Raw genomic sequence first — 21,747 nt, 5'->3', positions numbered from 1 at the left:
TTAAAGTATTAAATCAGTGTTTAATAGGGGCAAAATTACAAAATTTTCATTTGCTTTTCTCTATTTTTAAATCTTTTTTTAGTTAATGATGTTCAGGGAGTTAGCATTCCCTTTTCCAATGATTCTATCATAGCGTCCTGTGTTCTCTTTGTAATAAACTAAAACGGTATATTCGTTTTCAGTTTGGTAGAAATTTCCGTCTATTGCATTTTCGTTGTCAATGACTCCTTTGTTGTCTGCAATAACATATTGAAAGTTAGTAAAGCCCTGTTTGATTAAAATAGGTTTTTCATAAATTCCTTTTTTCTCGTTGTAGTCCATTTTGTATTCAGGTGATAAACTATAGTTGTTAAACATTCCTGTAATATAAATGTCTTTATTAAGTCTATAAGTTGGTGCAGAAAGGCTGAAATAAATCCAAGCATAATCGGCCTCAATTTCATTGTTGCTTGCGTTTGCATTGTTGACTACAAAATTACCGTTTACATCTTCAAATCGAGTATAAGGGAAATTTTTTCTAGCATTGTTAGTATAGAGCAAGCAATTGTAAATATCTGTACTTGAGTCTATTTTGGCGATATAATTGCTGGCAACTCTAATGTTTTTATTGTCAAAATATAAGAATTCGTTTCCTGCCCAAAATTGAGTTTCAGTATCGTATTTGTATATCAAATCATTCCCAATAGTGTATTGCGGTTTTATGTTTTTTATGGCGTTATTGAAATTACCATTTTGTAATAATGTTACTCTTATGTTTTTTAAGGGGTTTTGAAAAATAATACTATTTGATTTTATCGAAAATTCTAAGTTTTGCTTAGATTCTATAACACTTACATTTCGAGCTCTTTTTATTTGCAATGGCACGGTGGCGATATCTTCATAAAGCATGAATTTTCTAGAAAAAACAACTTCTCTGTCTTCGTTTAAAATTTTAAGAATATAGTTGCCACTAAGGCGCAATTGCTGGGTGAATTGGTTTGGGATGCTTAAATTATAGTGAGAATATATTTGTAAGGTGTTGAAAGAATTGGAATAATTTTGAATTCTTTGGTTGTCAAATCCTTGTAAGTATTCGTTTTTAGGAATGTTTGTTGGGACCCAATTGTAATCACAATGAATGATTTCATAATAGTAATTTGCTTCATTACCAAAAAGGTCATCGAATTGGAATTGGAAGCTAGTTCCTAATTGGAAAATAGGAACGGCATTTTGGCTGTTTTGAACAAAAGTAACCGTTTTTATGTTGTACGGAGGTATCAATTCTTCTTGTACTTGCGCTATGGCAGAAACAAAAAAGAATGACATCAGGATTCCGAAAAGAAAATTTTTAGGCATAATTGTTTTAATTGCTATTATGTAAATATAACAAATAAAGCCTTAAAATAGTATGTGGAGTTAGGAGTCTTTTAGGGATTTATTTAAAACAAACAGGGATTATTTCTCCTTTTGCCAGACAATATTTTTCTACTAATTCAGGATTTATAGTGTTGGTGTAATCTTCTTCAACTACTTTGAAACCAATACTTCTTAATTTGTCAAAATAATCACGGCCATAAATACGCACGTGGTCGTATTGACCAAAAATCTTAGCGCGTTCTTTTTGGTCGGTAATGCTATCATCGGCAAAAGTAACTTCTCTTTTTAAATCTTGAGGAATTTGTAAAATAGCCATCCCGCCAGGTTTTAGTACGCGATATAATTCTTGCATTGCTTTTGTGTCATCAGGAATGTGCTCTAAAACGTGGTTGCACAAAATCACATCGTATTGATTGTCTTCAAACGGAAGGTTACAAATATCAGCTTTTACATCAGCCAAAGGTGAAAACAAATCAGTTGTAGTGTAATCTAGGTTTTTTTGGTTTCTAAAGCGTTTGTAAAAAGCTTGCTCGGGAGCAAAATGCAATACTTTTTTTGGTGTTGTGAAAAAATCGGTTTTCTCGTTCAAATACAACCACAACAAGCGGTGCCTTTCTAATGAAAGGGTGCTTGGTGAAAGGACATTGTTTCGTTGTGTTTCGTATCCATAAGGCAACATCGACTTGAAACTTTTCCCATCAATAGGATCAGTATATTTATTTCCCTTTAAGGAAAAGGCAATAAGAGGACGAGCTACATAACTCAAACGAATTAATAGTGGACGCGGAATGGTGTTTAAGATGAGTTTGAAAAGTTTTTTCATAAGTTGTTACACAGAGATTCGCTAAGAACTACACGGAGATTCGCAAAATGATTATAAATATTCCTTAGAGTTGATGAATCTTTTTATGTTGTTTTTTAATATTTTAGAATTAAAATTAATTAAAAGTCCTAACGGATATTCCCCTAATTTTAGGTAGGTAAGAATTTGTGCAAAATGAACTGAACTAAATTCTTCTACAGTTTTTAATTCTAAAACTAATTTGTCTTCAATTAATAAATCTATTCTGTAACCTTGGTCTAGTTTGATTTCTTTATAGCTGATAGGAAGTGAGATTTCTTTTTCTACCTTTAATCCTGCTTTTTGAAGTTCATAAATCAAACACGCTTGATAAGCAGATTCTAAAAGCCCCGGGCCAAGTTGGCGGTGTACTTCGATTGCTAAACCAATGACTTTATACGAAAGCGCATTCAATTCTTCATTTAACTCTAAAGTTCCATTTTCCATAAATGCTGCAATTAAAACTTTGTGAACCTTCGTGTAGTTCTTAGCGAATCTTAGCGAAATAATCTAAATCACCAAAGGCACTTTTCTAAACTCATCTTCTTCGTTGCTTTCAATTCCTAATGCTTTGTATATGTAAGCAAAAGTAGATAGCAACTCTGGTTTTCCGTCTACTAAAGCAATGTCGTGCTCAAAATGTGCAGATGGTTTTCCATCGGCCGTCAAAATTGTCCAGCCGTCTTTTAATTGTTTGATGTTGCGGGTTCCTTGATTGATCATAGGTTCAAGTGCAATAACCATTCCCTCTACAAAAAGTTTTCCACGACCTTTTTTACCATAGTTAGGCATTTCAGGATCTTCGTGCATTTTTTGTCCTAATCCGTGACCTACTAATTCACGAACTACTCCGTAACCATGGCCTTCTGTATATTTTTGGATAGCGTTCCCTACATCTTCCACACGATTTCCAGCTTTGAATTCGCGCATTCCAACATAAAGAGATTCCTTAGTAACTTGTAATAATTTTTTAGTTTCAGGAGCTACTTCACCAACTTCAAAAGTATAGGCGTGGTCACCGTGAAAACCGTTTTTGAAAGCGCCACAATCAATCGAGATAATATCACCGCTAACAAGAGGAGTGTTGTTTGGAATTCCGTGTACTACTTGTGCATTAGGGCTCATGCAAAGTGAATTTGGGAAACCATATAAACCAAGGAAACTTGGTTCAGCTCCATGATCACGAATAAATTCTTCAGCTAATTTGTCAAGGTGTAATGTGGTTACTCCTTCCTTTACTTCAGAAGCAAGCATTCCTAATGTTTTTGATACGATTAAGGCACTTTCGCGCATTAATTCTATTTCTTCACGGGATTTAACTACAATCATATTTTTTATTTTCGATTTGCAAAAATACAATTTTATAAATTATTTAATCCGGATTAGCCATTATTTTAAAAAGCTCCGAATTAGACACGAAAAAACTGTTCTCTAAAGCTATTTTAGATAACTGCGCACTTACTAATTTATTCTCACGGCTATTGATTAAAAATAGCGAACTTTCTCCAAATGAAAATAATCTTTCTTCCGATTTCAACATTGTCGAATAATCTTCAACAACGCTTTTAATCAGTTCTTTTTGTTGGGATAAAGCTTCAATTTCCATTTTTTGGGCATTGATTTTATTGGTCAATTGCACTTTTTCTAAATCTAATGTAAATTCGGTTTCCTGGACTTTGTATTTGGCTAATTTTAAACTGCCTCGTTCTTTTCTTAAAAATAGTGGGAAATAAAAGTTCAGACCTATTTTATAATCTTCAAATCTATAATTGTCAATATAACTAGGTTCGGATAAATACGAATAGCCTACATCAATTTTAGGCAAAAGCATATTGGCTTTTAATTTTCTGTCTACATTTAAAATATCAATTTTACTTTGCAGTGCATTGATTTTTGGGTGTTCGTTAATGGAAAAATCAGAACTTAAAAGTGCATTGGTTTTTAAAGTTTCCTGAATGGTATATTCCAATTGCGCTTCAGGAATAATATCATCGGCCAATTCTAAAGGAATGTTGTTTTCTAACCAAAGGAAATTGGAGAGTTCTAATTTGGCTTTTGCCAACTTAAGCTGAGAACCTATTAAACTCAAGCTTCTGTCTTTGACAGTTATGCCTGCTTCAACACTGTCAATAGCGCGTTTATCACCTTCTTTGATAGAAGTTTGAATTCCTTTAAATCGAATAACAGCATTATTTTTATATTCTTCATATAATACTACTTCATTGAAGCTTTTTTTCCAATTAAAATAAGCAATAGAGGCATCATACAAAACTGCAATGGCTTGTAATTTCTTTTCGGCTTGGCTCAGTTGAATTTGCATTTTAGCTTTCCGCAAATCGGCCATTCTTTGATTGATGAATAAGCCTTGACCTAATGGAATATTAATTCCTAGCGAAGTTAATCCTTGATTAGGAACTGTGTTTTGTGGATTCAAATAGACTCCTTCGTTGTTGTCAAAACCAGCTTTGATTTCGATACCATACCAAGTTGGAATTTTAAAACTGCTGTTTAGAATAGAATAGTATTCCTTGTCTTTGAATTGTTTTTTGCTAAAATCGACTTCTATTTTAGGGTCAAATCCGCCTCGAGCCATCATTAAATTGGCTTGCGCTTTGCTGATTTCTAAATTGGCATTCTTAACCAATGGATGATACTTTTTTACAAAGCCCAAAAACTCATTGTAAGTGAGTTCTTTTGAAGTAATTTCTTGGGCATTTAAAGTAAAACCAAATAATAAAAACGCTAAAAAAATATGTTTCATTATTTTTTCTCTTTTGTTGTTTTGGTTGTTGGTTTGTAATAATTAGGAGGGAATCCGTTTAAGGTTCTCCATATTTCAAACCAAACAGGTACGTTGTCTAATAAGGCAATGGTTTGTGCTCCAGCACCAATGCTTAGTTGTTCGGGCCATTTGTTTTCGGCTTTATCAGGAGCAATAAGTACTCTGTATTTTCCATTTTCGCTGATGAAGTTTTCAATAGCCACAATTTCTCCACCAAAAGTTCCATAAGACATATCAGGCCATCCGGAAAATACAATTGAAGGCCATCCATCAAACCAAACTCTGATTTTGTCTCCTTTTGAAATTAATGGCAAATCAATTGGATTCACATAGGTTTCTACCGCAATATCATAATTTGCAGGCATAATCGTTGCAATTGGAGTTCCTTCTTTAATCGTTTCACCTATACCAGATTGCAATGCTCTATTAATATAACCATTTTGCGAAGCTTTAATGTAATACATGCCATTACGGATGCTGTAATTCGTGTATTGATTTTGGAGTTTGTTTACTTGAGCGTCAGTGTCATATTGGCTGCTAAGAGCTGTAAATTTATCGCTGTTGGCTTTTGAAATTTTTTCAGCATATTCAGCACTAATTCTATTTATTTCAACTTTAGCATTAATAAGTTCGTTTTTACTGCTCAAGTATTTGTTTTCCTGGGTGATAATTTTAGCTTCAACTTCTTGTAGTTTCAATCTCTTTTCTTCAATGTCGGTTAGTGGTTTTAATCCCTCTTTGTTTAATTGAACCGTACGATTGTATTGTGTGTTGGCAATTTTTAGTTGTGTTTTTACAGCGGCCAAATCCATGCTATCACTTTTAATTTTTAAAATAGATTGCAGGATTTTATTTTGCGCTTGTTCCAGCTTTAATTTTCGTTCATTGGTGATGGCTTCAATTTGGTTAGATAACATATTTACTTTAGAGCCATAAGATTCTAATGATTGTTTTTTGGCGTTCATTTGGTTTTTAGTATTCTCAACTAAATTAGGATCCATGTAATCTTCTTTAATTTCTGAGATAAATAAAATAGTGTCTCCTTTTTTTACAAAATCACCTTCTTGAACGTACCATTTTTCTATTCGACCAGAAATTACACTTTGGATGGATTGTGGTCGTTGGTTGGGTTTTAACGTCGTTACATTCCCTGAACCGGAGATAGTTTGTGTCCAAGGTAAAAAAAGTGCTGCCAGTCCAATTATAGAAACACCAGCTATAATTCTATTTAAAATTTTATAATGTGGTCTATTGCTTAAGTTTTTAACTGTTTCGTATCGCTCCAGCGATTGCAGTTTTGTTTTGTTGTTAGATATGTTTAACATGCTTAATTATTTTTTAAATCAACTTGAATCGCTCCGTTTTGCATTATAATTCTTCTGTTGCATTTGGTTGCCCAATAAGGATTTTTTGAAGAAACAATAATGGTCCAATTGTTTTTTTCTGAAGTAATGAAATCAATAATTTCATTGGCTACTTTTTCGTCCATCATATCTGTTGGGTCTTCGTAAAATAATATTTTGGGTTTATGAATAATACTTCTGGCCAATAGCAATTTTTGAGCGTTGGAAGAAGATAGTTGTCTCCCTTCTGGGAAAATGTGTGTGTCCAAACCTTTTGGTAGCGATTTTATAAATGGAGAAAGTTGTACACCGTCAATTGCCCACTTTAAATCCTCGGAGGTGATGCTTTTGTCGTTGAAAGTAATGTTTTCTAATAAGGTTCCTTCAAATGGTGTTTCGCCTTGAATGATACTTCCTATTTGAGAGCGGTATTGTTTTAAATTGATTTTTTTAAAAGTATCATCGTTAATGAAAAACGAGCCAGAGGTTCTTTGTAATAAGCCTGATAATATTCGAATGAGGGTTGTTTTTCCGGCTCCATTTTCTCCTTCAATAACTATTTTTTCTCCTTGTTCTATTTTTAACGAAATAGCTTTTAAAATTTCGGTATCTGAATCAGGGAATTTAAAAGATAGATTCTCTGTTTCTATAGAAATGTTAGTGTAGCAAGAATCAATGTTGTTGTCGCTTTCATTTTCTAATTCTAGGTCGGTTACTTGACCTATTTTTTCAATTGAGGTTAATACATCATAAAAAGTTTCTAGTCCGAAAATTATTTTTTCGGATGAATTAATGACTAATAAAATAATGATTTCGGCCGCTACAAATTGTCCTATATTCATTTCTTGAGATAGTACTAAAAAACCACCGATAAGCAGTAAACTGGCTGTTATAATGACTTTAAAAACAATTAATTGGGAGAATTGTCTTTTAATAACATCAAAATGTTTTTCTCTGTAATTTAAATAATCATTTACCAGATTGTTGTTTTTTTGTAAACCAAAATCATAGTTTAAGTCGTTTTTAAAACTGTAATTATTTCGGGCTATTTCTTGTAACCAGCTTGCAACTTTGTATTTGAATTTTGATTCTTTAAGGCTGGTTTCTAATCCTACTTGATAGGAAAATTTGAAAATAAAATATAAAAATCCAAATAACAAAATTCCAAAAACAATAAAATAGGGATGGTATAGAGACAATAAAATAATTCCAAAAATAATTTGTAAAAGAGCTGCAGAAAAATCAATTAATAGTTTTGAAGTTCCTTTTTGAATCGTCAAGGTGTCAAAAAAACGATTGGCCAATTCTGGCGGATAACTATTGTATAATTGGTTTGTTTTTATTTTTGGTAAGCGAGCTCCAAAATCAAATGAAGCGCGAACAAATATTTTTTGTTGCAGGTTTTCAGTAATACGCAATTGCATTAAAGACAATATTCCCACTAATATTACACCAAAAACTACTAAAATAATTAATGCAATCCAAGATGCGCTCACTCTTCCGGATTGTATTAGGTTTGTAATGGCTTGGATTCCTAAAGGTAAAGACAAACTGATTAATCCAGCAAAAATGGCATAGAAAAATATTTGAGAAACATCTCTTTTGTCTAATTTTAGTAAGTTGTAAAAACGTTTTAAAGGAGTCATAATGGCTGTTTTGTTTTTTATTTTGAGTACTTATGAAGCTGTTTTTTTCAATAAGTTTAATTTAGTTATTTTATGTTAATTTCAGCAAAATTAATAGCGATACTTTTATTTTAAAGGTTTTAACATTAAATTATGTGAAAAGATATGCAATTCTAATGTTATTTTAATGTTGGTCTAATTTTGGAGATTTTTGTATTTAAAAGTTGTAATAACAGCATGATGAATTTTTAATTTTAAAATTTTGTTGAATAAATAATAGAATAAAAAAAAACGGCTGTTCGAAAGAACAGCCGTTTGCTTAAATATTATCAGAAGTATTATTTTTTCAATAATGAATGACTTGACATGGCATCAGGTTGTTGTACTCCCATTAAATCTAAAATAGTTGGTGCAATATCACCTAAAACACCATCTTCTATTGCTAGTTGATCATTGTCAACTAAAATAAAAGGAACTGGATTTGTTGTGTGCGCCGTATTAGGACTTCCGTCAGGATTTATCATTGTTTCGCAGTTACCGTGGTCTGCAATTACAATAGTAGAATAGCCATTTGCTAAAGCTGTTGTGATTACTTTTTCAACACATTTATCTACAGCTTCACAAGCTTTGATAGCCGCTTCCATAATTCCTGTATGTCCTACCATGTCCCCATTGGCAAAGTTAAGGCATACAAAATCAACATCGCCTTTTTCAAGTTCAGGGCATAAAGCATCAGCTAGTTCGTAAGCACTCATTTCTGGTTGTAAATCGTAAGTGGCTACTTTTGGAGAGTTTCTCAAAATACGGGATTCACCTTCAAAAGGAGTTTCTCTACCTCCAGAAAAGAAGAAGGTTACGTGAGGATATTTCTCGGTTTCAGCAATACGAATTTGTTTTTTACCTGCTTTTTCTAAAACTTCTCCTAATGTTTCGGTAATGTTGTCTTTGTTGTAAACTACTTTCACATTTTGGTAGGTTTCATCATAATTAGTTAATGTAACATAGTACAAATCCAATTTATGCATGTTTTGTTCGTGGAAATCCTGTTGCGAAAGCGCTTCAGTCAATTCACGACCTCTATCTGTTCTAAAGTTGAAAAAGATAACCACATCATCGTCTTGAATAGTAGCTAATGGTTTTTCGTTAGCATCAACAGCAACCAATGGTTCAATAAATTCATCCGTAACATCGTTGCCGTAGCTGGTAGCTATAGAAGTAACAATATTGTGTGTAGGAGTTCCTTTTCCGTGAACTACTAAGTCGTAAGCTAGTTTAACTCTTTCCCAACGTTTGTCACGATCCATTGCGTAATAGCGACCAATTACTGAAGCAATTTTTACAGGAGTGTCAGCAATATAATTTTCTAAATCTTGAATGTATTTTTTTCCTGATTTTGGATCAACATCTCTACCGTCAGTGAAGGCGTGGATGAAAACTTGGTCTAAACCATAATCCTGAGAGGCATCAATTAATCCTCGTAAATGAGAGGTGTGAGAGTGGACACCTCCATCAGAAACTAACCCTAGGAAATGTACTTTCTTATTATTGTCTTTAGCGTATTGAAAAGCATCTTTTAGTACTTGTTCTTGTGCTAAAGTTTTATTGGCCACAGCCAAATTAATTTTAGCTAAATCTTGGTAAACAATTCTTCCTGCACCCAAATTCATGTGTCCTACCTCAGAATTTCCCATTTGACCTTCTGGTAAACCTACATGTAAACCATCGGTTCTAAGTTGTGCGCTAGGATATTTTTTGTAAAGACTGTTTATAAAGGGAACATTTGCATTATCAATTGCAGATACTTTCGGGTCAGGAGATTTTCCCCAACCATCCAAAATCATTAGGATTACTTTTTTGTTCATTGTTTTTAAATTTTCAACAAAGATAAATTATTTCTAAAATCTTCGTTAGGAATAAAACGACTATTATGTATTAAGGAATTAAGCTAGGGTAAAAATGATAATTTTGTTGCAGAAAGCTTCTTTTTTTAAAATAAATGCACCCTAGAATTTGTTTTTTATAACATTATAATCAATGTAGTAACGCAGACTAATAGAGAAAATAGAAGTCATATTTGAATTAAATATAGCGCTGAGGTTGCGATTTAAATTTCTTTCTACCATGTCTGTATTCTCCTGTGCATAGTTTCTATACAATACAGATAGTTGGCTTCCCGGAGCAAACCACCAGGAATAAGATAAGTCGAAATTCCAAGAATTAAAATTTATGTTTTTATTGGTGTTATAAGTGTTGTTTGGTGTTAAATAACCGTCGTTTTTTAATGTGTAATAATTTTGATTGTCGGAGTATGACCAGTAATAACGTGCTTTTAGATTAAAAGTCATTTTGTTGTTGATTGCGTATTTCCCAGTCAAATCGTTTTGAAGGATTTCTCTATTGCGTCTTGCGAAAATGATTCCTGAATCGGTATTTTCTAGCCACCCGATGTTGTTTGTTTCTTTTGTATAATCGGTTGAAAAAGCTAAAGAAAATTTATCGCTAAACCGGTATTTAGGTCCGGCATAAACTCTGTAGGTAAATCGGTTTTTTTCGTTGTATTTAATAAAAGAAGGTGTAATATCAAATGTTAAGTTTTTATTCTTGTTAGATTCCATTTCTAAATAAGCAGAAACTTTGCCAGGATTGTAAATGTACCTACCTTCATCATGAGGCAAGTAAAAATCGAAAGTTTTAAAAGGGACTATGTTAAAGCCTAATTGGAAATAATAATAATTCAGGGTTGTTGCGGTCAAGATTGTTTGAATCCAGCTGGTGTTTTGAATTTTATTGGTGGTATTGTCTATGTCCAGATTTACTTCTTGCTCAATTAGGAAAGTGTTGAAAATCTTGTTTGGGTTAAGGATTCTGTAATTTCCATTTACATAACCGCTGTAATAATTGTTGTAGTATAGAATACCCAAGTCGTTAGTGTCATAATTTTTAGAAGTGTATTTTCCATTCAATAAATACCGGTACTTTCCACTTGTTTTGGCAAAATTAAGATAGGTTTTAAAGCCGTTATAGTCTTTAATATCGTTAATGTTGCTGTATTTGAAATCGCCTGAAAGATTGTAAGTGTTGGCTTTTGTGTTTAAATCAAACACTAATCCAGTTACGTTAGCATCTCTATAATTGCCATTACGACTTGTATTGGTATTAATAAAAGAAACGGAAGAGTTTTGTCTAAAACGTTGGTCAAAAACTATTATGTTGTAATTGGTTAATGGTTCTATTACTGCTCTTCTTGTGCTGTTATTGTCGGTATTTTTAATTGTAGCATACGTTTTTTCAGTAATGGCATTAAGAATGCCAATGCCTAGCCCTTTTTTTGTTCTGCCTGATATTTTTATAGTGTTTAATAAGTCAACGTTGCTTGGATATTCTGTAATACTTTCGTTTTCTTGTAAGGTGGCTTCCAATTCATTTTGAGATACGGTTGGGCTTCCGCCAATGCGTCTAGAATAAAAAAGATTTCCTATGTTAAATAGATTGGTTCCTTCGGTAAAAAAAGGTCTGTTTTCATTTAGTTTTTGTTCAAAAGGTTCCAGGTTTAAGATGGCATTGTCAAATTTGGTTTGACCAAAATCAGGAACTAAAATAGCATCTAAAGTAAAAGCTTCGTTAATTCCGTATTTAATATCTAATCCTGCTTTTAGAGTTTTGTCGGATACAAAATTGTCTTTTTGATAATAAGCAGAAGTATACGGAATTAGGAAAAGTCGGGTAGGAGGATCAATGTCTTTGATTCCTTCTAGAATTCCTGACTGAGTTAATTCATTACCTATTTTTGTATCGATGTAGTTCCAGGTATATTTTTGAGCATTTCTTTTAATTTCGCGCAAGAAATTTATGCCCCAAGTTTGATTTTTATTTTTTGGAAAACGAATAGCAGCATAGGGGATTTTCATTTCAACTGTCCATCCAAAATTGGTTATTTTTACATTGCTTTGCCAAATAGCATCCCAGGTGAAATCTTCATTGCCTTCAGTAGCTAAACAGTCCATTTGAACCCCGGATGTACTTACGTAAAAACGGTAATCTTGTTGTCCGTCATTAAAACCATTAATATAAACAGCAAAATTATCAGCAACACCAAAAACATCTCTTTCGGTTAATTCTCGTTGAATTTTTTTAGGTTCATTGTCGTACAATACGGCAGAAATATAAATTGCGTCGTCGTCGTATAAAACCTTAACTTCTGTTTTTTTATTTTCATCGATGCTTTTACCATTGTCAGGAGTAAACATTATAAAATTAGTTGCTATTTCGGAATTGTTTTGCCATTCTTCTTCATCTATTTTACCATCAATAGTGATGTTCCCAATTTTTTGTTTTGCCAAAAGATTCTTTTTTTGGGCAAAAGCACTTAGGTTTAATAATGTGAAAAGGCAATAAATAGATAAACGAAATACCGTCATGAAAAATATAATATTCAAGCAAAAATAATAAAATTAACGAGATTAACAATTTTTTAACACCTTGTTTCTGTAATTAAAAAGCTACTTAAGGGTTAAAACTATCTTATAGTGTATTATAATGTTTTTTTTGGGAGCTTTTTTTTATATTTTTGGCAACAATATTTTTTTATAATTAAATAATAATCAATGGTTTACAAGAGGTTTTTGTTCTTTTTAATGTTGGCTTTATTTTTAATGTCTGCAAATGTGTTTTCATTTAAAGCCAATACAAATGTTACAGTGTTAAAGAGAAATGTGTTGAAGGATGTTGAAGGATTTGATGTGGAGGAAGTTTATAAGAGGTTGCACTCAGCCAATTATAGTTTGCCAAAATTAGAAAGTTTTAAAGAGGCTTTGATGGGGTTTAATAAATTAAAAGCACAAGGAATCGTTAGTAAGAATATCTTAACTTTAATTGATTTTAGTCTTTCGGCAAACACCAAGAGACTTTGGGTTATAGATTTAGATACAGATACTATTTTGTTGCACTCGCTTGTGGCTCACGGAAGAAATACCGGAGAAGAATATGCGAATAGTTTTTCTAATACGCCAGAATCCTATAAAAGCAGTTTAGGTTTTTATGTTACAGGAGAGATTTATAATGGGAAACATGGAAAATCATTAAAACTGGATGGTTTAGAACGAGGAATAAATGATAATGCTCGAGAAAGAGCTGTTGTGGTTCATGGTGCTAATTATGTTTCGGACTCTTTTATTAGAAATAACAAAAGATTAGGCAGGAGTTTAGGCTGTCCAGCCGTTCCTGTTGAAGTAACGGATGAGTTGATACGCACTATTAAAGACAAATCTTGTTTGTTTATTTACTTTCCTTCGGATTCGTATAAGCGTTCTTCTAAGTTGATTTCTTAATAAATATGTCAATAATGGCCATTGTTGTTTGTTTGGTTTAAAAAAAAATAAGATTGTAATAGTTTAGTTTTAAAAAAGTTAGAATTTGATTCTGATTTTAAATAAAAAATCTATTCAAAAAATTTGTTTTAAACTTAACTTATTCTTTATATTTGCAGCCGTTATGCGGAAGTAGCTCAGTTGGTAGAGCTCCAGCCTTCCAAGCTGGTTGTCGCGAGTTCGAGCCTCGTCTTCCGCTCTAGAAAACAGAAATAAACAAGGTTTCTGTTTTTTTAAAATAAAACTTGTAGGTTTGTAAATAATTTGTATATTTGCAGCCGTTATGCGGAAGTAGCTCAGTTGGTAGAGCTCCAGCCTTCCAAGCTGGTTGTCGCGAGTTCGAGCCTCGTCTTCCGCTCTAGAAAAAGCCGAAACTTGATAGTTTCGGCTTTTTTATTGGATAAAACTTAACTCTGTTTCTGCTTTTATTTCAATTGATGGCTGGTTTTTTCTAAACAATCTGGCAGCTAATTTTCCTTTTAAGATTATGGTGTTCTTTTTTATTTGAAGCCAACTCCCTTCTTTTAGTCCTAAGACAGGGAAATTATTGAAATGATGGAATTCATTTATTCTTGTTTCTCGTGATTCTCCCATGTGAGTAGATTGGTCATCTTTGTCTAAGTAATGTACGTTTAGATTAAAAGGAATTAGTCCAAGTGTTTGAAAAGTGGGTGGATAAACAATAGGCATGTCGTTTGTGGTTTGCATGCTTAATCCTCCAATATTACTTCCTGCGCTTGTGCCTAAATAGGGTGTGCCTTTTTCAAGTGTTTCTTTTAATATGGTCATGATTTTGTTTTGGTACAATTGACTAACCAAGAGAAAAGTATTTCCGCCTCCGGTAAAAATTCCTTCTGCGCTTTGAATGGCTAAAGCTGGGTTTTCAAATTTATGTATGCCTTTGATTTCGATATTAATTTTGGCGAAAACTAAAGCTGTTTTATGAGTGTATTCATCGTGCGAAATTCCGCTAGGTCTGGCATAGGGAATAAATAATACAGACTTGCAGTTTTTAAAAAGCACTTGTAATTCGGGTAGTAAATATTCTAAATAGCTACTTCCGTGTAAGGTAGAAGTGCTGGCTAAAATTAGATTTTTCATTTGTTCTTTTTGAACTAAAGATATGAAATCAGTTAAGGATTGAAGTTGTTTATTAACAAATTTTTATAAGCTTCTTAGTATCAAATTGGGAGGTTTCGGGTTTATTTTTACCCTTTATATCCTTTTTAATGAGCAGGTTTTTAGTTGTATATTTTGTTCTAATTGTTAGTGTGACTTTTGGCCAGCACAAAGATTCTATTGTTCTAAAAGGGCGGGTAAATGCTTATGTTTCAAATTTAGAGGGGATTTATGTTATTAATTTAAAAACAGAACAGACTATTTTTACAAATGAGACAGGCGATTTTGTAATTAAAGCTACTGTAGGCGACACTTTAGTGTTTTCTGGATTACAGTTCAAAAGAAAGGAAGTGGTGTTGTGTGCTGAGGATTTTGATAGAGAATTGTTTGAGGTGCATTTAATGGTCAGGGTTAATGAGTTAAATGAAGTGGTCGTTAGGAATTACAGCGGTATTAATGCTGTTGCTTTGGGGATTATTCGGTCCGACCATAGAGTCTATACACCGGCAGAAAGAAAATATGCTACTGCTAGTTCGGCACGACTTAATCCGATGGGCTTGGATCCTATTATAAATTTAATTTCTGGTCGAAGTGCGATGTTGAAAAAAGAAATAGCTGTAGAAAAGAAAGAATCTTACATCGCTTTGTTAGAAAAAATGTTTGACAAAGAACATTTTATTAATACTTTACACTTACCTTTAGACTATGTAAATGGCTTTAAATATTATGTGGTGGATAACCAAAAATTCACGAAGGTATTAGAAATGAAAAATAAAACAACAATTGAGTTTTTACTAGGAGAATTGGCTGTAAAATACAAAGATATAATTGCTTGTGAAAACGAATAATACTTATCTTTTATTCTTGTTTTTGTTATGCCAAGTCGTTTTTTGTCAAAATAATGATAGAAAAGTAGTTCATGGAGCTGTTCGGGTAGACTCAACTGCAGTAGAAGGAGTCAATATTGTAAACGAAAGCAGTCAAAAATCAACCGTAACCGATAAAAATGGAAACTTTGTTCTTTTGCTAAAAGAAGACGATATGTTAGTTTTTTCTGCGGTAAATCTTGTAACTTTACGTAAAAAGATAGTTCGTTCTGATGTGGAAAAGACAACTTTATTGGTGCAATTGCAAATAGAAAGCATTCCTCTAAAAGAAGTAGTTGTAAAAGAAGATTCCAGAATTTCTGCCGAGAACCTTGGGATTATTCCTCGTGGACAAAAAAAATATACCGTTGCCGAAAGGCGATTGTATACCGCAAGATCAGGTTTATTAGATAGACCATTAAATTGGGTATCCGGAAGAACGGCTCGATTGAAAAAAGAATTGGCGGTATCCGAAAAAGAACGATTGATAACGAATCTGGAATATCTTTTTGAAGAAAATTTTTATACAGAAACTTTAAAAATAAATAAAGATTATATTAGAGATTTTCAATTATTTTGTATTGAAAACAATGATTTTGTATTGTCGTTAAATTCAAAAAATAAAACCCTGTCAAAGTTTTATATTATTTCTTTGGCAAAAGAGTATAATAAAATAATCGTGTATGAAAATTAAAGTAAGTGTTTTGTTTTTTCTTCTATTAAGCCATTTTTCTTTTGGTCAAATTGGATTGCGAAAAAATATAGAAGGTCAGGTTAGAAATGATTTAGTTCCAGTAGAAAATGTTATTGTGTTTAACGCAAGTTCCAATGTGGGAACTGTGGTAAATCAATATGGTTTTTTTACAATTATGGCAAGAGTTAGTGATACTTTGGTTTTTTCTAGTTTGGCATTTAAATCAAAAAAAATAGTGCTTAGTCAAAAAGATTTCATGGATTCAAAATTGGTGGTGAAATTAGATGTTTTTACCAATGAATTAGCCGAAGTACTTATTGGAGCTAAAAAAGAATTGAATCCAATTCAAGGAAATTCACAAAAATATGTGGATATGAAATTCTTTGATGATTTGAAATCTTCTCCTAAAAATAAAACACTGCCTCCAATTGGAGGTATAGAAAACGGAACTGATTTTGTTCGAATTTATAAAGATGTTTTAGGAGTTTTAAGAAAAAAGAACCCACAGAAAACCGACTTCTATAAAGAAACCAGTTTTTCAGAAGTGGTAATGAATAAGGTAAATTATTCTTTCTTTTCAAATACATTACACCTGAAAGACGATGAAATTAAATTGTTTTTAATTTATTGCGAAAATGACTCCAGATCTAGAGCATTTATGCAACCAAGTGAGGAATTTAGACTAATGGATTTTTTGATTACAAAGAATGATGAATATAAAAAAATAACTCAATATAAATAAGTTGTTTTGTAGCTACCGCTCTGTTGTAAGCTAAATAACAGCTTGTTATTTTATGATAAAATTAAAAGTAGAACTTTTTAATTTTGGTATATTTGCCAAAAAAATCACAGAATATGTTTGGTATAGGAGGAGGAGAATTAGTCTTTATAATGTTTGTAGTATTACTGCTTTTTGGTTCGGATAAAATACCAGAAGTAGCGCGTACTATGGGTAAAGCAATGGCACAACTTAAAAATGCGACCAATGATATTAAGAACGAAATTCAAAAAGGTGCAGAAGAAAATGGTTTAGATGCAAAATCTTTATCGGAAATGACAGGAGGGATTAATACTCATATTAATAAAGTTAAAGATGACCTATTAGGAGATAGTGTAGTTCAGGCCAATAAAATTAAGGAAGATATTGAAGATATCGCCGGTCCGGTAAAACGTAGTCGATGATGTTAGAAAAACTTCTTTCTTTAGATACACAACTTTTTGTTTATTTAAACGGTCTGGGTTCTGAATCTTATGATGGACTTTGGCTTTTTATAACTAAACAGCTTAACTGGATTCCGTTTTTTTTGCTTTTACTTTATATTATTTATAAGAAAATAGGTAAAAAACAAACGATGTATGTAATCCTGTTTATTGCTATTTTAATTCTGTTTACAGACCAATGTACCAACTTGTTTAAGCATAGTGTTCAAAGGTTACGTCCATGTAATAATCCAGATATTCATTCGATTATAAGAATTGTTCAGTCACGTTCTTCATTTAGTTTTTTCTCAGGACATGCTGCTAATAGTATGGCTTCGGCGGTGTTTATTTACCTCTTGATTAAACCATATTTTAAATATGCCTTTCTTTTGTTTTTATGGCCGTTAATTTTTGCTTATAGCCGTATTTATCTAGGATTGCATTATCCATTGGATATTTTATGCGGTTATCTTTTTGGGATAATGACGGGATTATTTGTTTTTAGGTTGTATCAGTTCACGCAAATAAAATATTTTCCACTTTAATTTTTTTAGAGAGTAACCATAAAAAACGCACATTCATAATTTTGAATGTGAGTTTTTTAATTTAAGCTAAGTTTCTTAAAGTACTCTGCTTACGGTTAATCCATCACGAATAGGGAGTAATACCGTTTCTACTCTAGGATCCTCTTTTAAGAACTGATTGTATTCGAGTAAGACTTTTGTACTAATATCTTTCGGGTTTAATGGTTCTAAAACTTTACCGCTCCAAAGTACGTTATCCGATAGAATAATTCCTCCCTTGTTCATTTTAGGTACAATTAACTCAAAATAATTCAAGTAATTTTCTTTATCAGCATCAATAAAAACCAAGTCAAATTTTAAATCAAGTGTTGGGATAATGTCAATAGCTTCTCCTAAATGTTGCACAATTTGTTTTCCCCAAGGAGATTTATCAAAATGTTTTCTTTGGAAATCGATTAATTCTTCTTTAATGTCTATGGTATGAAGTTGACCGTTTTCTTGCATTCCTTCGCACAAACACAAAGCAGAATAACCGGTATAAGTTCCAATTTCAAGAATGTTCACCGGACGGATTAATTTGGCAAGCATACTCAAAACACGACCTTGAAAATGACCACTTAGCATTCTAGGCAAAAGAATTTTTTGGTAGGTTTCTTTGTTTAATGCCGCTAATAATTCAGGTTCTTTTTCTGAATGTTGTTCAATATAATCTTCTAATTCAGGGGAAATAAAATGCATTTTTTATTTTTTTCGATTTCGAACAAAGTTACCAAATTATCAAAATAACAGACTAGCATTTCTATAAATTGATGCAATAAATCAACAAATAGTCATTAAATTTGCAGCATGCAAATCGAGAAAAAAGACATACGAGCCTTATCTAAAGAAGAATTACGCGATTTTTTTGTTAACAATCGTGATAAAGCATTTAGAGGAAATCAAGTTTACGAATGGTTGTGGAGTAAAGGAGCACATAGTTTTGAGGATATGACTAATATCTCTAAAGGAACACGTTCCATGCTGGAAGAAAACTTTGTAATCAATCATATTAAGGTGGATACCATGCAGCGTTCAGAAGATGGTACGGTTAAGAATGCTGTTCGTTTGCATGATGGTTTAGTGGTCGAATCGGTTTTGATACCTACTGAAACACGTACTACTGCTTGTGTTTCCAGCCAAGTAGGTTGTAGTTTGGATTGTAATTTTTGTGCCACAGCACGATTAAAAAGAATGCGAAATTTAGAACCTGGTGAGATTTACGATCAGGTGTTGGCTATAGATCGAGAAAGTCGTTTGTATTACAATCACCCTTTGTCTAACATTGTTTTTATGGGAATGGGCGAACCGCTTATGAATTACAACAATGTGATAAAAGCCATTGATATGATTACTTCGGAAGAAGGATTAGGGATGTCGCCAAAACGGATTATTGTTTCTACTTCAGGGATTCCAAAGATGATTAAGAAAATGGCTGATGATGAGGTAAAATTCAAGTTAGCAGTTTCTTTACACTCTGCAATTGATGAAATTAGAGCCCGAATTATGCCTTTTAGTAAAAATTTTCCTTTGGCTGATTTGCGTGAAGCATTGGAATATTGGTATAGAAAAACAAAAAGTAAGGTTTCTTATGAGTATGTAGTATGGAAGGGTATCAATGACAATAAAGCTTCAGTGGATGCTTTGGTTAAATTTTGCAAATATGTGCCTTGTAAGGTCAATTTGATTGAATACAATCCAATTGATGATGGAGAGTTTCAGCAGGCATCTGAAGAAGCAATTGATGCTTACATTAAAGGGCTTGAATCTATTGGAGTTGTGGTTAAGGTAAGAAGAAGTAGAGGAAAAGACATTGATGCTGCCTGTGGGCAATTGGCAAACAAAGAAGGATAGTTTTATATATAAAAAAAGCCTCCGAATATTGAGTTCAAATCAATATTCGGAGGCTTTTTTGTTTTTAGACGTTTTTATTTTCCTAAAGTTATTTCGGTTGTAACGTCGTCAATTGTTAATAATGCTAACTTATCGCAATCACCGTTTCCAAAATCTAAAGTGGCTGTAGAATCGTTTTTAGTAATGGTTTTAGAGCCAGAAACAGGGAAAGGAGATCTGCAACTCATTTGATAACGCAACGGGCTTGTTATTTCACAAGTGATTACAGTGCCATCTTTTTTAGTAATACTGCTGTTTCCGGTAACAAGGAAAACATTGTCTTCCCATTCTAAAGGCGTGTTGTATCCTTCTGTCATTTCTCGGGTTTTAGTTCCTGCCATTTTATACATTTTTCCATCGTCAAAAGTCACAGTCATATCAATAGAGTGTGATAATACCGGGTGAATTTCACTTTGTAAATCGGTACTAGCTTTAGTGTAAGAGATGTTTTTGTTTCCTTCTATTAACTTACCGTTGTGGTAGAATCCTTCAAAAGTATAAGAGATAGCGTGGGTAGCACTGCTAAAATCATTGGTGAAGCTAATAATGATTTTTCCTTTGATGGTGTTTCCATTGGGAAGTGTGCATCCATCCACTCCAAAATCAATAGTTCTGGTCCATACATTAGTAGTTAAAACAGTGGTAATAGTAGCGCAGTTAGGCAAAATACTTTTCCTAAATCCTTCCATTTTTCCAGTAATGCTTTGTTGAGCACTAAATTGATCTTCAACTATGGCGTCAATATCTTCTAAAGAATTGTCAATTTTGGCAGTTAATGCCACATCATCGGCTGAAACAGCAGTGCTGTCAGCAACAGTTTCATTTGAACTACAGCTAAAAAGCGCTAATGCAAATAATGCTAATGCTATTTTTTTTGTTTTCATAACGTTAGGGTTTGTTGGTTGTTTGAAATTAATAAAATATTCTATAGAATTATGGGGCAATTTTGTATATTTTTAAACGATTTTTTTTGCTTTATAGTATACAATTGGTGAATAAAATATAGATTAGTGTTAAAAAAATAGGAAGTCTTTTTTATAAAAATAGTATCTTTGGAAGCTAAATGAATGTCACCTCTCAAATAAAACAACCCATATTTAAAGAAATGGAACTTTTTGAAAAAAAGTTCTATGAATCGATGTCTTCACAAGTGGCGTTGTTAAACAGAATTACCTATTATATAGTGAACCGTAAAGGAAAACAAATGCGTCCGATGTTTGTTTTTTTAGTGGCCAAAATGGTTTCGGAAGGAACGGTTAATGAAAGAACCTATCGCGGTGCTTCGGTAATTGAGTTGATTCATACTGCAACTTTGGTTCATGATGATGTGGTGGATGACAGTAACCGTCGACGTGGATTTTTCTCCATTAATGCGCTTTGGAAAAATAAAATTGCCGTTTTAGTTGGTGATTATTTATTGTCAAAAGGATTGTTACTTTCTATAGATAATGGCGATTTTGATTTGCTTCAAATTATTTCTGTTGCGGTACGCGAAATGAGTGAAGGCGAACTCCTCCAGATTGAAAAAGCCAGAAGATTAGATATTACTGAAGGGGTTTATTACGAAATCATCCGAAAGAAAACAGCAACTTTAATTGCTGCTTGTTGTGCTTTAGGAGCCAAATCGGTTTCGGAAGATGCAGTTCAGGTAGAGAATATGAGGAAGTTTGGAGAATTAATTGGAATGGCTTTCCAAATAAAAGATGATTTGTTTGATTATACTGAAGATGCCATTGGGAAACCAACAGGAATCGATATTAAAGAGCAAAAAATGACTTTGCCTTTAATTCATGTTTTGAATCATTGTACTTCAAAAGAGAAAAGTTGGTTGATTAATTCGATTAAAAATCACAACAAAGACAAAAAACGCGTCAAAGAAGTGATTGCTTTTGTCAAAAACAATAATGGTTTGGATTATGCCGAAAATAAAATGATCGAATTTCAACAAGAAGCGCTTCAGTTGCTAGAGAATTACCCTGATTCTGATTTTAAAGCGGCTCTAATTATTATGGTTAATTACGTTATTGAAAGAAAAAAATAGATTCTTTTGATTCTGATTGTGTAATTTTACAATCACAAATTCCTTGATTTTTTACATTTTT

General features: G+C 32.6%; 20 protein-coding genes and 2 tRNA genes. 10 read left to right on the top strand and 12 right to left on the bottom strand.

Annotated features, from left to right (window positions below; genetic code table 11):
* Window positions 1-78: 78 nt before the first annotated feature.
* The 9 genes from AC4FRF_RS00665 to AC4FRF_RS00625 form a co-directional block, all read right to left on the bottom strand.
* The gene (locus AC4FRF_RS00665; RefSeq protein ID WP_491157513.1) at window positions 79-1,335 is read right to left on the bottom strand and encodes a type IX secretion system plug protein; all 1,257 of its coding nucleotides are present in this window, start codon (window positions 1,333-1,335) and stop codon (window positions 79-81) included.
* Between the two features lie 79 nt (window positions 1,336-1,414).
* Window positions 1,415-2,179 (bottom strand): class I SAM-dependent methyltransferase, encoded by a 765-nt coding sequence (locus AC4FRF_RS00660; RefSeq protein ID WP_491157512.1) that lies wholly within the window; start codon window positions 2,177-2,179, stop codon window positions 1,415-1,417.
* A 51-nt stretch (window positions 2,180-2,230) separates the two neighbouring features.
* The gene (locus AC4FRF_RS00655; RefSeq protein WP_491157511.1) at window positions 2,231-2,644 is read right to left on the bottom strand and encodes a GxxExxY protein; all 414 of its coding nucleotides are present in this window, start codon (window positions 2,642-2,644) and stop codon (window positions 2,231-2,233) included.
* Between the two features lie 63 nt (window positions 2,645-2,707).
* On the bottom strand, window positions 2,708-3,526 hold the full coding sequence (gene map, locus AC4FRF_RS00650) for a type I methionyl aminopeptidase (protein ID WP_491157510.1): 819 nt from the start codon (window positions 3,524-3,526) through the stop codon (window positions 2,708-2,710).
* 43 nt (window positions 3,527-3,569) lie between these two features.
* Window positions 3,570-4,958, bottom strand: coding sequence for a TolC family protein (locus AC4FRF_RS00645; protein WP_491157509.1), 1,389 nt, complete (start codon window positions 4,956-4,958; stop codon window positions 3,570-3,572).
* The gene (locus AC4FRF_RS00640; RefSeq protein ID WP_491157508.1) at window positions 4,958-6,304 is read right to left on the bottom strand and encodes an HlyD family secretion protein; all 1,347 of its coding nucleotides are present in this window, start codon (window positions 6,302-6,304) and stop codon (window positions 4,958-4,960) included. Before AC4FRF_RS00640 ends, AC4FRF_RS00645 begins: the two co-directional genes overlap by 1 nt.
* Before the next feature lie 2 nt (window positions 6,305-6,306).
* Entirely contained in the window at window positions 6,307-7,968 is a 1,662-nt protein-coding gene (locus tag AC4FRF_RS00635; protein ID WP_491157507.1) for a peptidase domain-containing ABC transporter, read from the bottom strand.
* A 317-nt stretch (window positions 7,969-8,285) separates the two neighbouring features.
* Window positions 8,286-9,809, bottom strand: a complete 1,524-nt coding sequence (gpmI, locus tag AC4FRF_RS00630) for a 2,3-bisphosphoglycerate-independent phosphoglycerate mutase (RefSeq protein WP_491157506.1) — start codon at window positions 9,807-9,809, stop codon at window positions 8,286-8,288.
* A 141-nt stretch (window positions 9,810-9,950) separates the two neighbouring features.
* Complete coding sequence (locus AC4FRF_RS00625) at window positions 9,951-12,287, bottom strand: DUF5916 domain-containing protein (protein WP_491157505.1); 2,337 nt, start codon at window positions 12,285-12,287, stop codon at window positions 9,951-9,953.
* Between the two features lie 264 nt (window positions 12,288-12,551).
* Between AC4FRF_RS00625 and AC4FRF_RS00620 the strand changes: the two genes are divergently transcribed.
* From AC4FRF_RS00620 to AC4FRF_RS00610, 3 genes are all read left to right on the top strand, one after another.
* Window positions 12,552-13,274 (top strand): murein L,D-transpeptidase catalytic domain family protein, encoded by a 723-nt coding sequence (locus AC4FRF_RS00620; protein ID WP_491157504.1) that lies wholly within the window; start codon window positions 12,552-12,554, stop codon window positions 13,272-13,274.
* 165 nt (window positions 13,275-13,439) lie between these two features.
* Window positions 13,440-13,512 (top strand) — tRNA-Gly (locus AC4FRF_RS00615).
* Window positions 13,513-13,598: 86 nt separating this feature from the next.
* Window positions 13,599-13,671, top strand: a tRNA-Gly gene (locus tag AC4FRF_RS00610).
* 35 nt (window positions 13,672-13,706) lie between these two features.
* Here AC4FRF_RS00610 and pepE read toward each other — a convergent pair.
* Window positions 13,707-14,414, bottom strand: a complete 708-nt coding sequence (pepE, locus tag AC4FRF_RS00605; protein WP_491157503.1) for a dipeptidase PepE — start codon at window positions 14,412-14,414, stop codon at window positions 13,707-13,709.
* 128 nt (window positions 14,415-14,542) lie between these two features.
* Here pepE and AC4FRF_RS00600 point away from each other — a divergent pair, with 128 nt between their 5' ends.
* The 5 genes from AC4FRF_RS00600 to AC4FRF_RS00580 all read left to right on the top strand — a co-directional run bounded on the left by AC4FRF_RS00600 (window position 14,543) and on the right by AC4FRF_RS00580 (window position 17,737).
* The gene (locus AC4FRF_RS00600; protein ID WP_491157502.1) at window positions 14,543-15,280 is read left to right on the top strand and encodes a hypothetical protein; all 738 of its coding nucleotides are present in this window, start codon (window positions 14,543-14,545) and stop codon (window positions 15,278-15,280) included.
* A complete protein-coding gene (locus AC4FRF_RS00595) occupies window positions 15,267-15,992 on the top strand; it encodes a carboxypeptidase-like regulatory domain-containing protein (RefSeq protein ID WP_491157501.1) in 726 nt (241 codons plus the stop codon). Before AC4FRF_RS00600 ends, AC4FRF_RS00595 begins: the two co-directional genes overlap by 14 nt.
* Entirely contained in the window at window positions 15,982-16,734 is a 753-nt protein-coding gene (bamP, locus tag AC4FRF_RS00590) for a BamP family beta-barrel-assembly machinery protein (RefSeq protein ID WP_491157500.1), read from the top strand. The genes AC4FRF_RS00595 and bamP overlap by 11 nt, the downstream gene beginning before the upstream one ends.
* A gap of 113 nt (window positions 16,735-16,847) precedes the next feature.
* Window positions 16,848-17,174: a Sec-independent protein translocase subunit TatA/TatB gene (locus AC4FRF_RS00585; protein WP_491157499.1), complete on the top strand. Its 327-nt coding sequence runs from the start codon at window positions 16,848-16,850 to the stop codon at window positions 17,172-17,174.
* Window positions 17,174-17,737 carry a phosphatase PAP2 family protein gene (locus AC4FRF_RS00580; protein ID WP_491158284.1) on the top strand — a complete coding sequence of 188 codons (564 nt, stop codon included), beginning with the start codon at window positions 17,174-17,176 and terminating at the stop codon, window positions 17,735-17,737. Before AC4FRF_RS00585 ends, AC4FRF_RS00580 begins: the two co-directional genes overlap by 1 nt.
* Before the next feature lie 75 nt (window positions 17,738-17,812).
* Here the strand turns inward: AC4FRF_RS00580 and AC4FRF_RS00575 are convergent, their stop codons facing one another.
* Window positions 17,813-18,454, bottom strand: coding sequence for an O-methyltransferase (locus AC4FRF_RS00575; protein WP_491157498.1), 642 nt, complete (start codon window positions 18,452-18,454; stop codon window positions 17,813-17,815).
* Window positions 18,455-18,562: 108 nt separating this feature from the next.
* On the opposite strand from AC4FRF_RS00575, the gene rlmN reads away from it, so the two are divergent.
* Window positions 18,563-19,606, top strand: coding sequence for a dual-specificity RNA methyltransferase RlmN (gene rlmN, locus AC4FRF_RS00570; RefSeq protein WP_491157497.1), 1,044 nt, complete (start codon window positions 18,563-18,565; stop codon window positions 19,604-19,606).
* A gap of 74 nt (window positions 19,607-19,680) precedes the next feature.
* Here rlmN and AC4FRF_RS00565 read toward each other — a convergent pair whose 3' ends face one another.
* Entirely contained in the window at window positions 19,681-20,529 is an 849-nt protein-coding gene (locus AC4FRF_RS00565; RefSeq protein ID WP_491157496.1) for a hypothetical protein, read from the bottom strand.
* A gap of 179 nt (window positions 20,530-20,708) precedes the next feature.
* Here AC4FRF_RS00565 and AC4FRF_RS00560 point away from each other — a divergent pair, with 179 nt between their 5' ends.
* On the top strand, window positions 20,709-21,686 hold the full coding sequence (locus tag AC4FRF_RS00560; RefSeq protein ID WP_491157495.1) for a polyprenyl synthetase family protein: 978 nt from the start codon (window positions 20,709-20,711) through the stop codon (window positions 21,684-21,686).
* Window positions 21,687-21,747: the final 61 nt, after the last annotated feature.

It is taken from the genome of Flavobacterium sp. ST-158 (genome assembly GCF_058309975.1).
Note: the sequence above shows the minus strand (reverse complement) of the source record. Positions and strands in the feature narration are given on the sequence as shown.

What these genes read in the sequence shown, in the direction of transcription:
- AC4FRF_RS00665 (WP_491157513.1), bottom strand. Translation starts at nt 1,335, where the DNA reads ATGCCTAAAAATTTTCTTTTCGGAATCCTGATGTCATTCTTTTTTGTT.
- AC4FRF_RS00660 (WP_491157512.1), bottom strand. Translation starts at nt 2,179, where the DNA reads ATGAAAAAACTTTTCAAACTCATCTTAAACACCATTCCGCGTCCACTA.
- AC4FRF_RS00655 (WP_491157511.1), bottom strand. Translation starts at nt 2,644, where the DNA reads ATGGAAAATGGAACTTTAGAGTTAAATGAAGAATTGAATGCGCTTTCG.
- map (WP_491157510.1), bottom strand. Translation starts at nt 3,526, where the DNA reads ATGATTGTAGTTAAATCCCGTGAAGAAATAGAATTAATGCGCGAAAGT.
- AC4FRF_RS00645 (WP_491157509.1), bottom strand. Translation starts at nt 4,958, where the DNA reads ATGAAACATATTTTTTTAGCGTTTTTATTATTTGGTTTTACTTTAAAT.
- AC4FRF_RS00640 (WP_491157508.1), bottom strand. Translation starts at nt 6,304, where the DNA reads ATGTTAAACATATCTAACAACAAAACAAAACTGCAATCGCTGGAGCGA.
- AC4FRF_RS00635 (WP_491157507.1), bottom strand. Translation starts at nt 7,968, where the DNA reads ATGACTCCTTTAAAACGTTTTTACAACTTACTAAAATTAGACAAAAGA.
- gpmI (WP_491157506.1), bottom strand. Translation starts at nt 9,809, where the DNA reads ATGAACAAAAAAGTAATCCTAATGATTTTGGATGGTTGGGGAAAATCT.
- AC4FRF_RS00620 (WP_491157504.1), top strand. Translation starts at nt 12,552, where the DNA reads ATGGTTTACAAGAGGTTTTTGTTCTTTTTAATGTTGGCTTTATTTTTA.
- pepE (WP_491157503.1), bottom strand. Translation starts at nt 14,414, where the DNA reads ATGAAAAATCTAATTTTAGCCAGCACTTCTACCTTACACGGAAGTAGC.
- AC4FRF_RS00600 (WP_491157502.1), top strand. Translation starts at nt 14,543, where the DNA reads ATGAGCAGGTTTTTAGTTGTATATTTTGTTCTAATTGTTAGTGTGACT.
- bamP (WP_491157500.1), top strand. Translation starts at nt 15,982, where the DNA reads ATGAAAATTAAAGTAAGTGTTTTGTTTTTTCTTCTATTAAGCCATTTT.
- AC4FRF_RS00585 (WP_491157499.1), top strand. Translation starts at nt 16,848, where the DNA reads ATGTTTGGTATAGGAGGAGGAGAATTAGTCTTTATAATGTTTGTAGTA.
- AC4FRF_RS00580 (WP_491158284.1), top strand. Translation starts at nt 17,174, where the DNA reads ATGTTAGAAAAACTTCTTTCTTTAGATACACAACTTTTTGTTTATTTA.
- AC4FRF_RS00575 (WP_491157498.1), bottom strand. Translation starts at nt 18,454, where the DNA reads ATGCATTTTATTTCCCCTGAATTAGAAGATTATATTGAACAACATTCA.
- rlmN (WP_491157497.1), top strand. Translation starts at nt 18,563, where the DNA reads ATGCAAATCGAGAAAAAAGACATACGAGCCTTATCTAAAGAAGAATTA.
- AC4FRF_RS00565 (WP_491157496.1), bottom strand. Translation starts at nt 20,529, where the DNA reads ATGAAAACAAAAAAAATAGCATTAGCATTATTTGCATTAGCGCTTTTT.
- AC4FRF_RS00560 (WP_491157495.1), top strand. Translation starts at nt 20,709, where the DNA reads ATGAATGTCACCTCTCAAATAAAACAACCCATATTTAAAGAAATGGAA.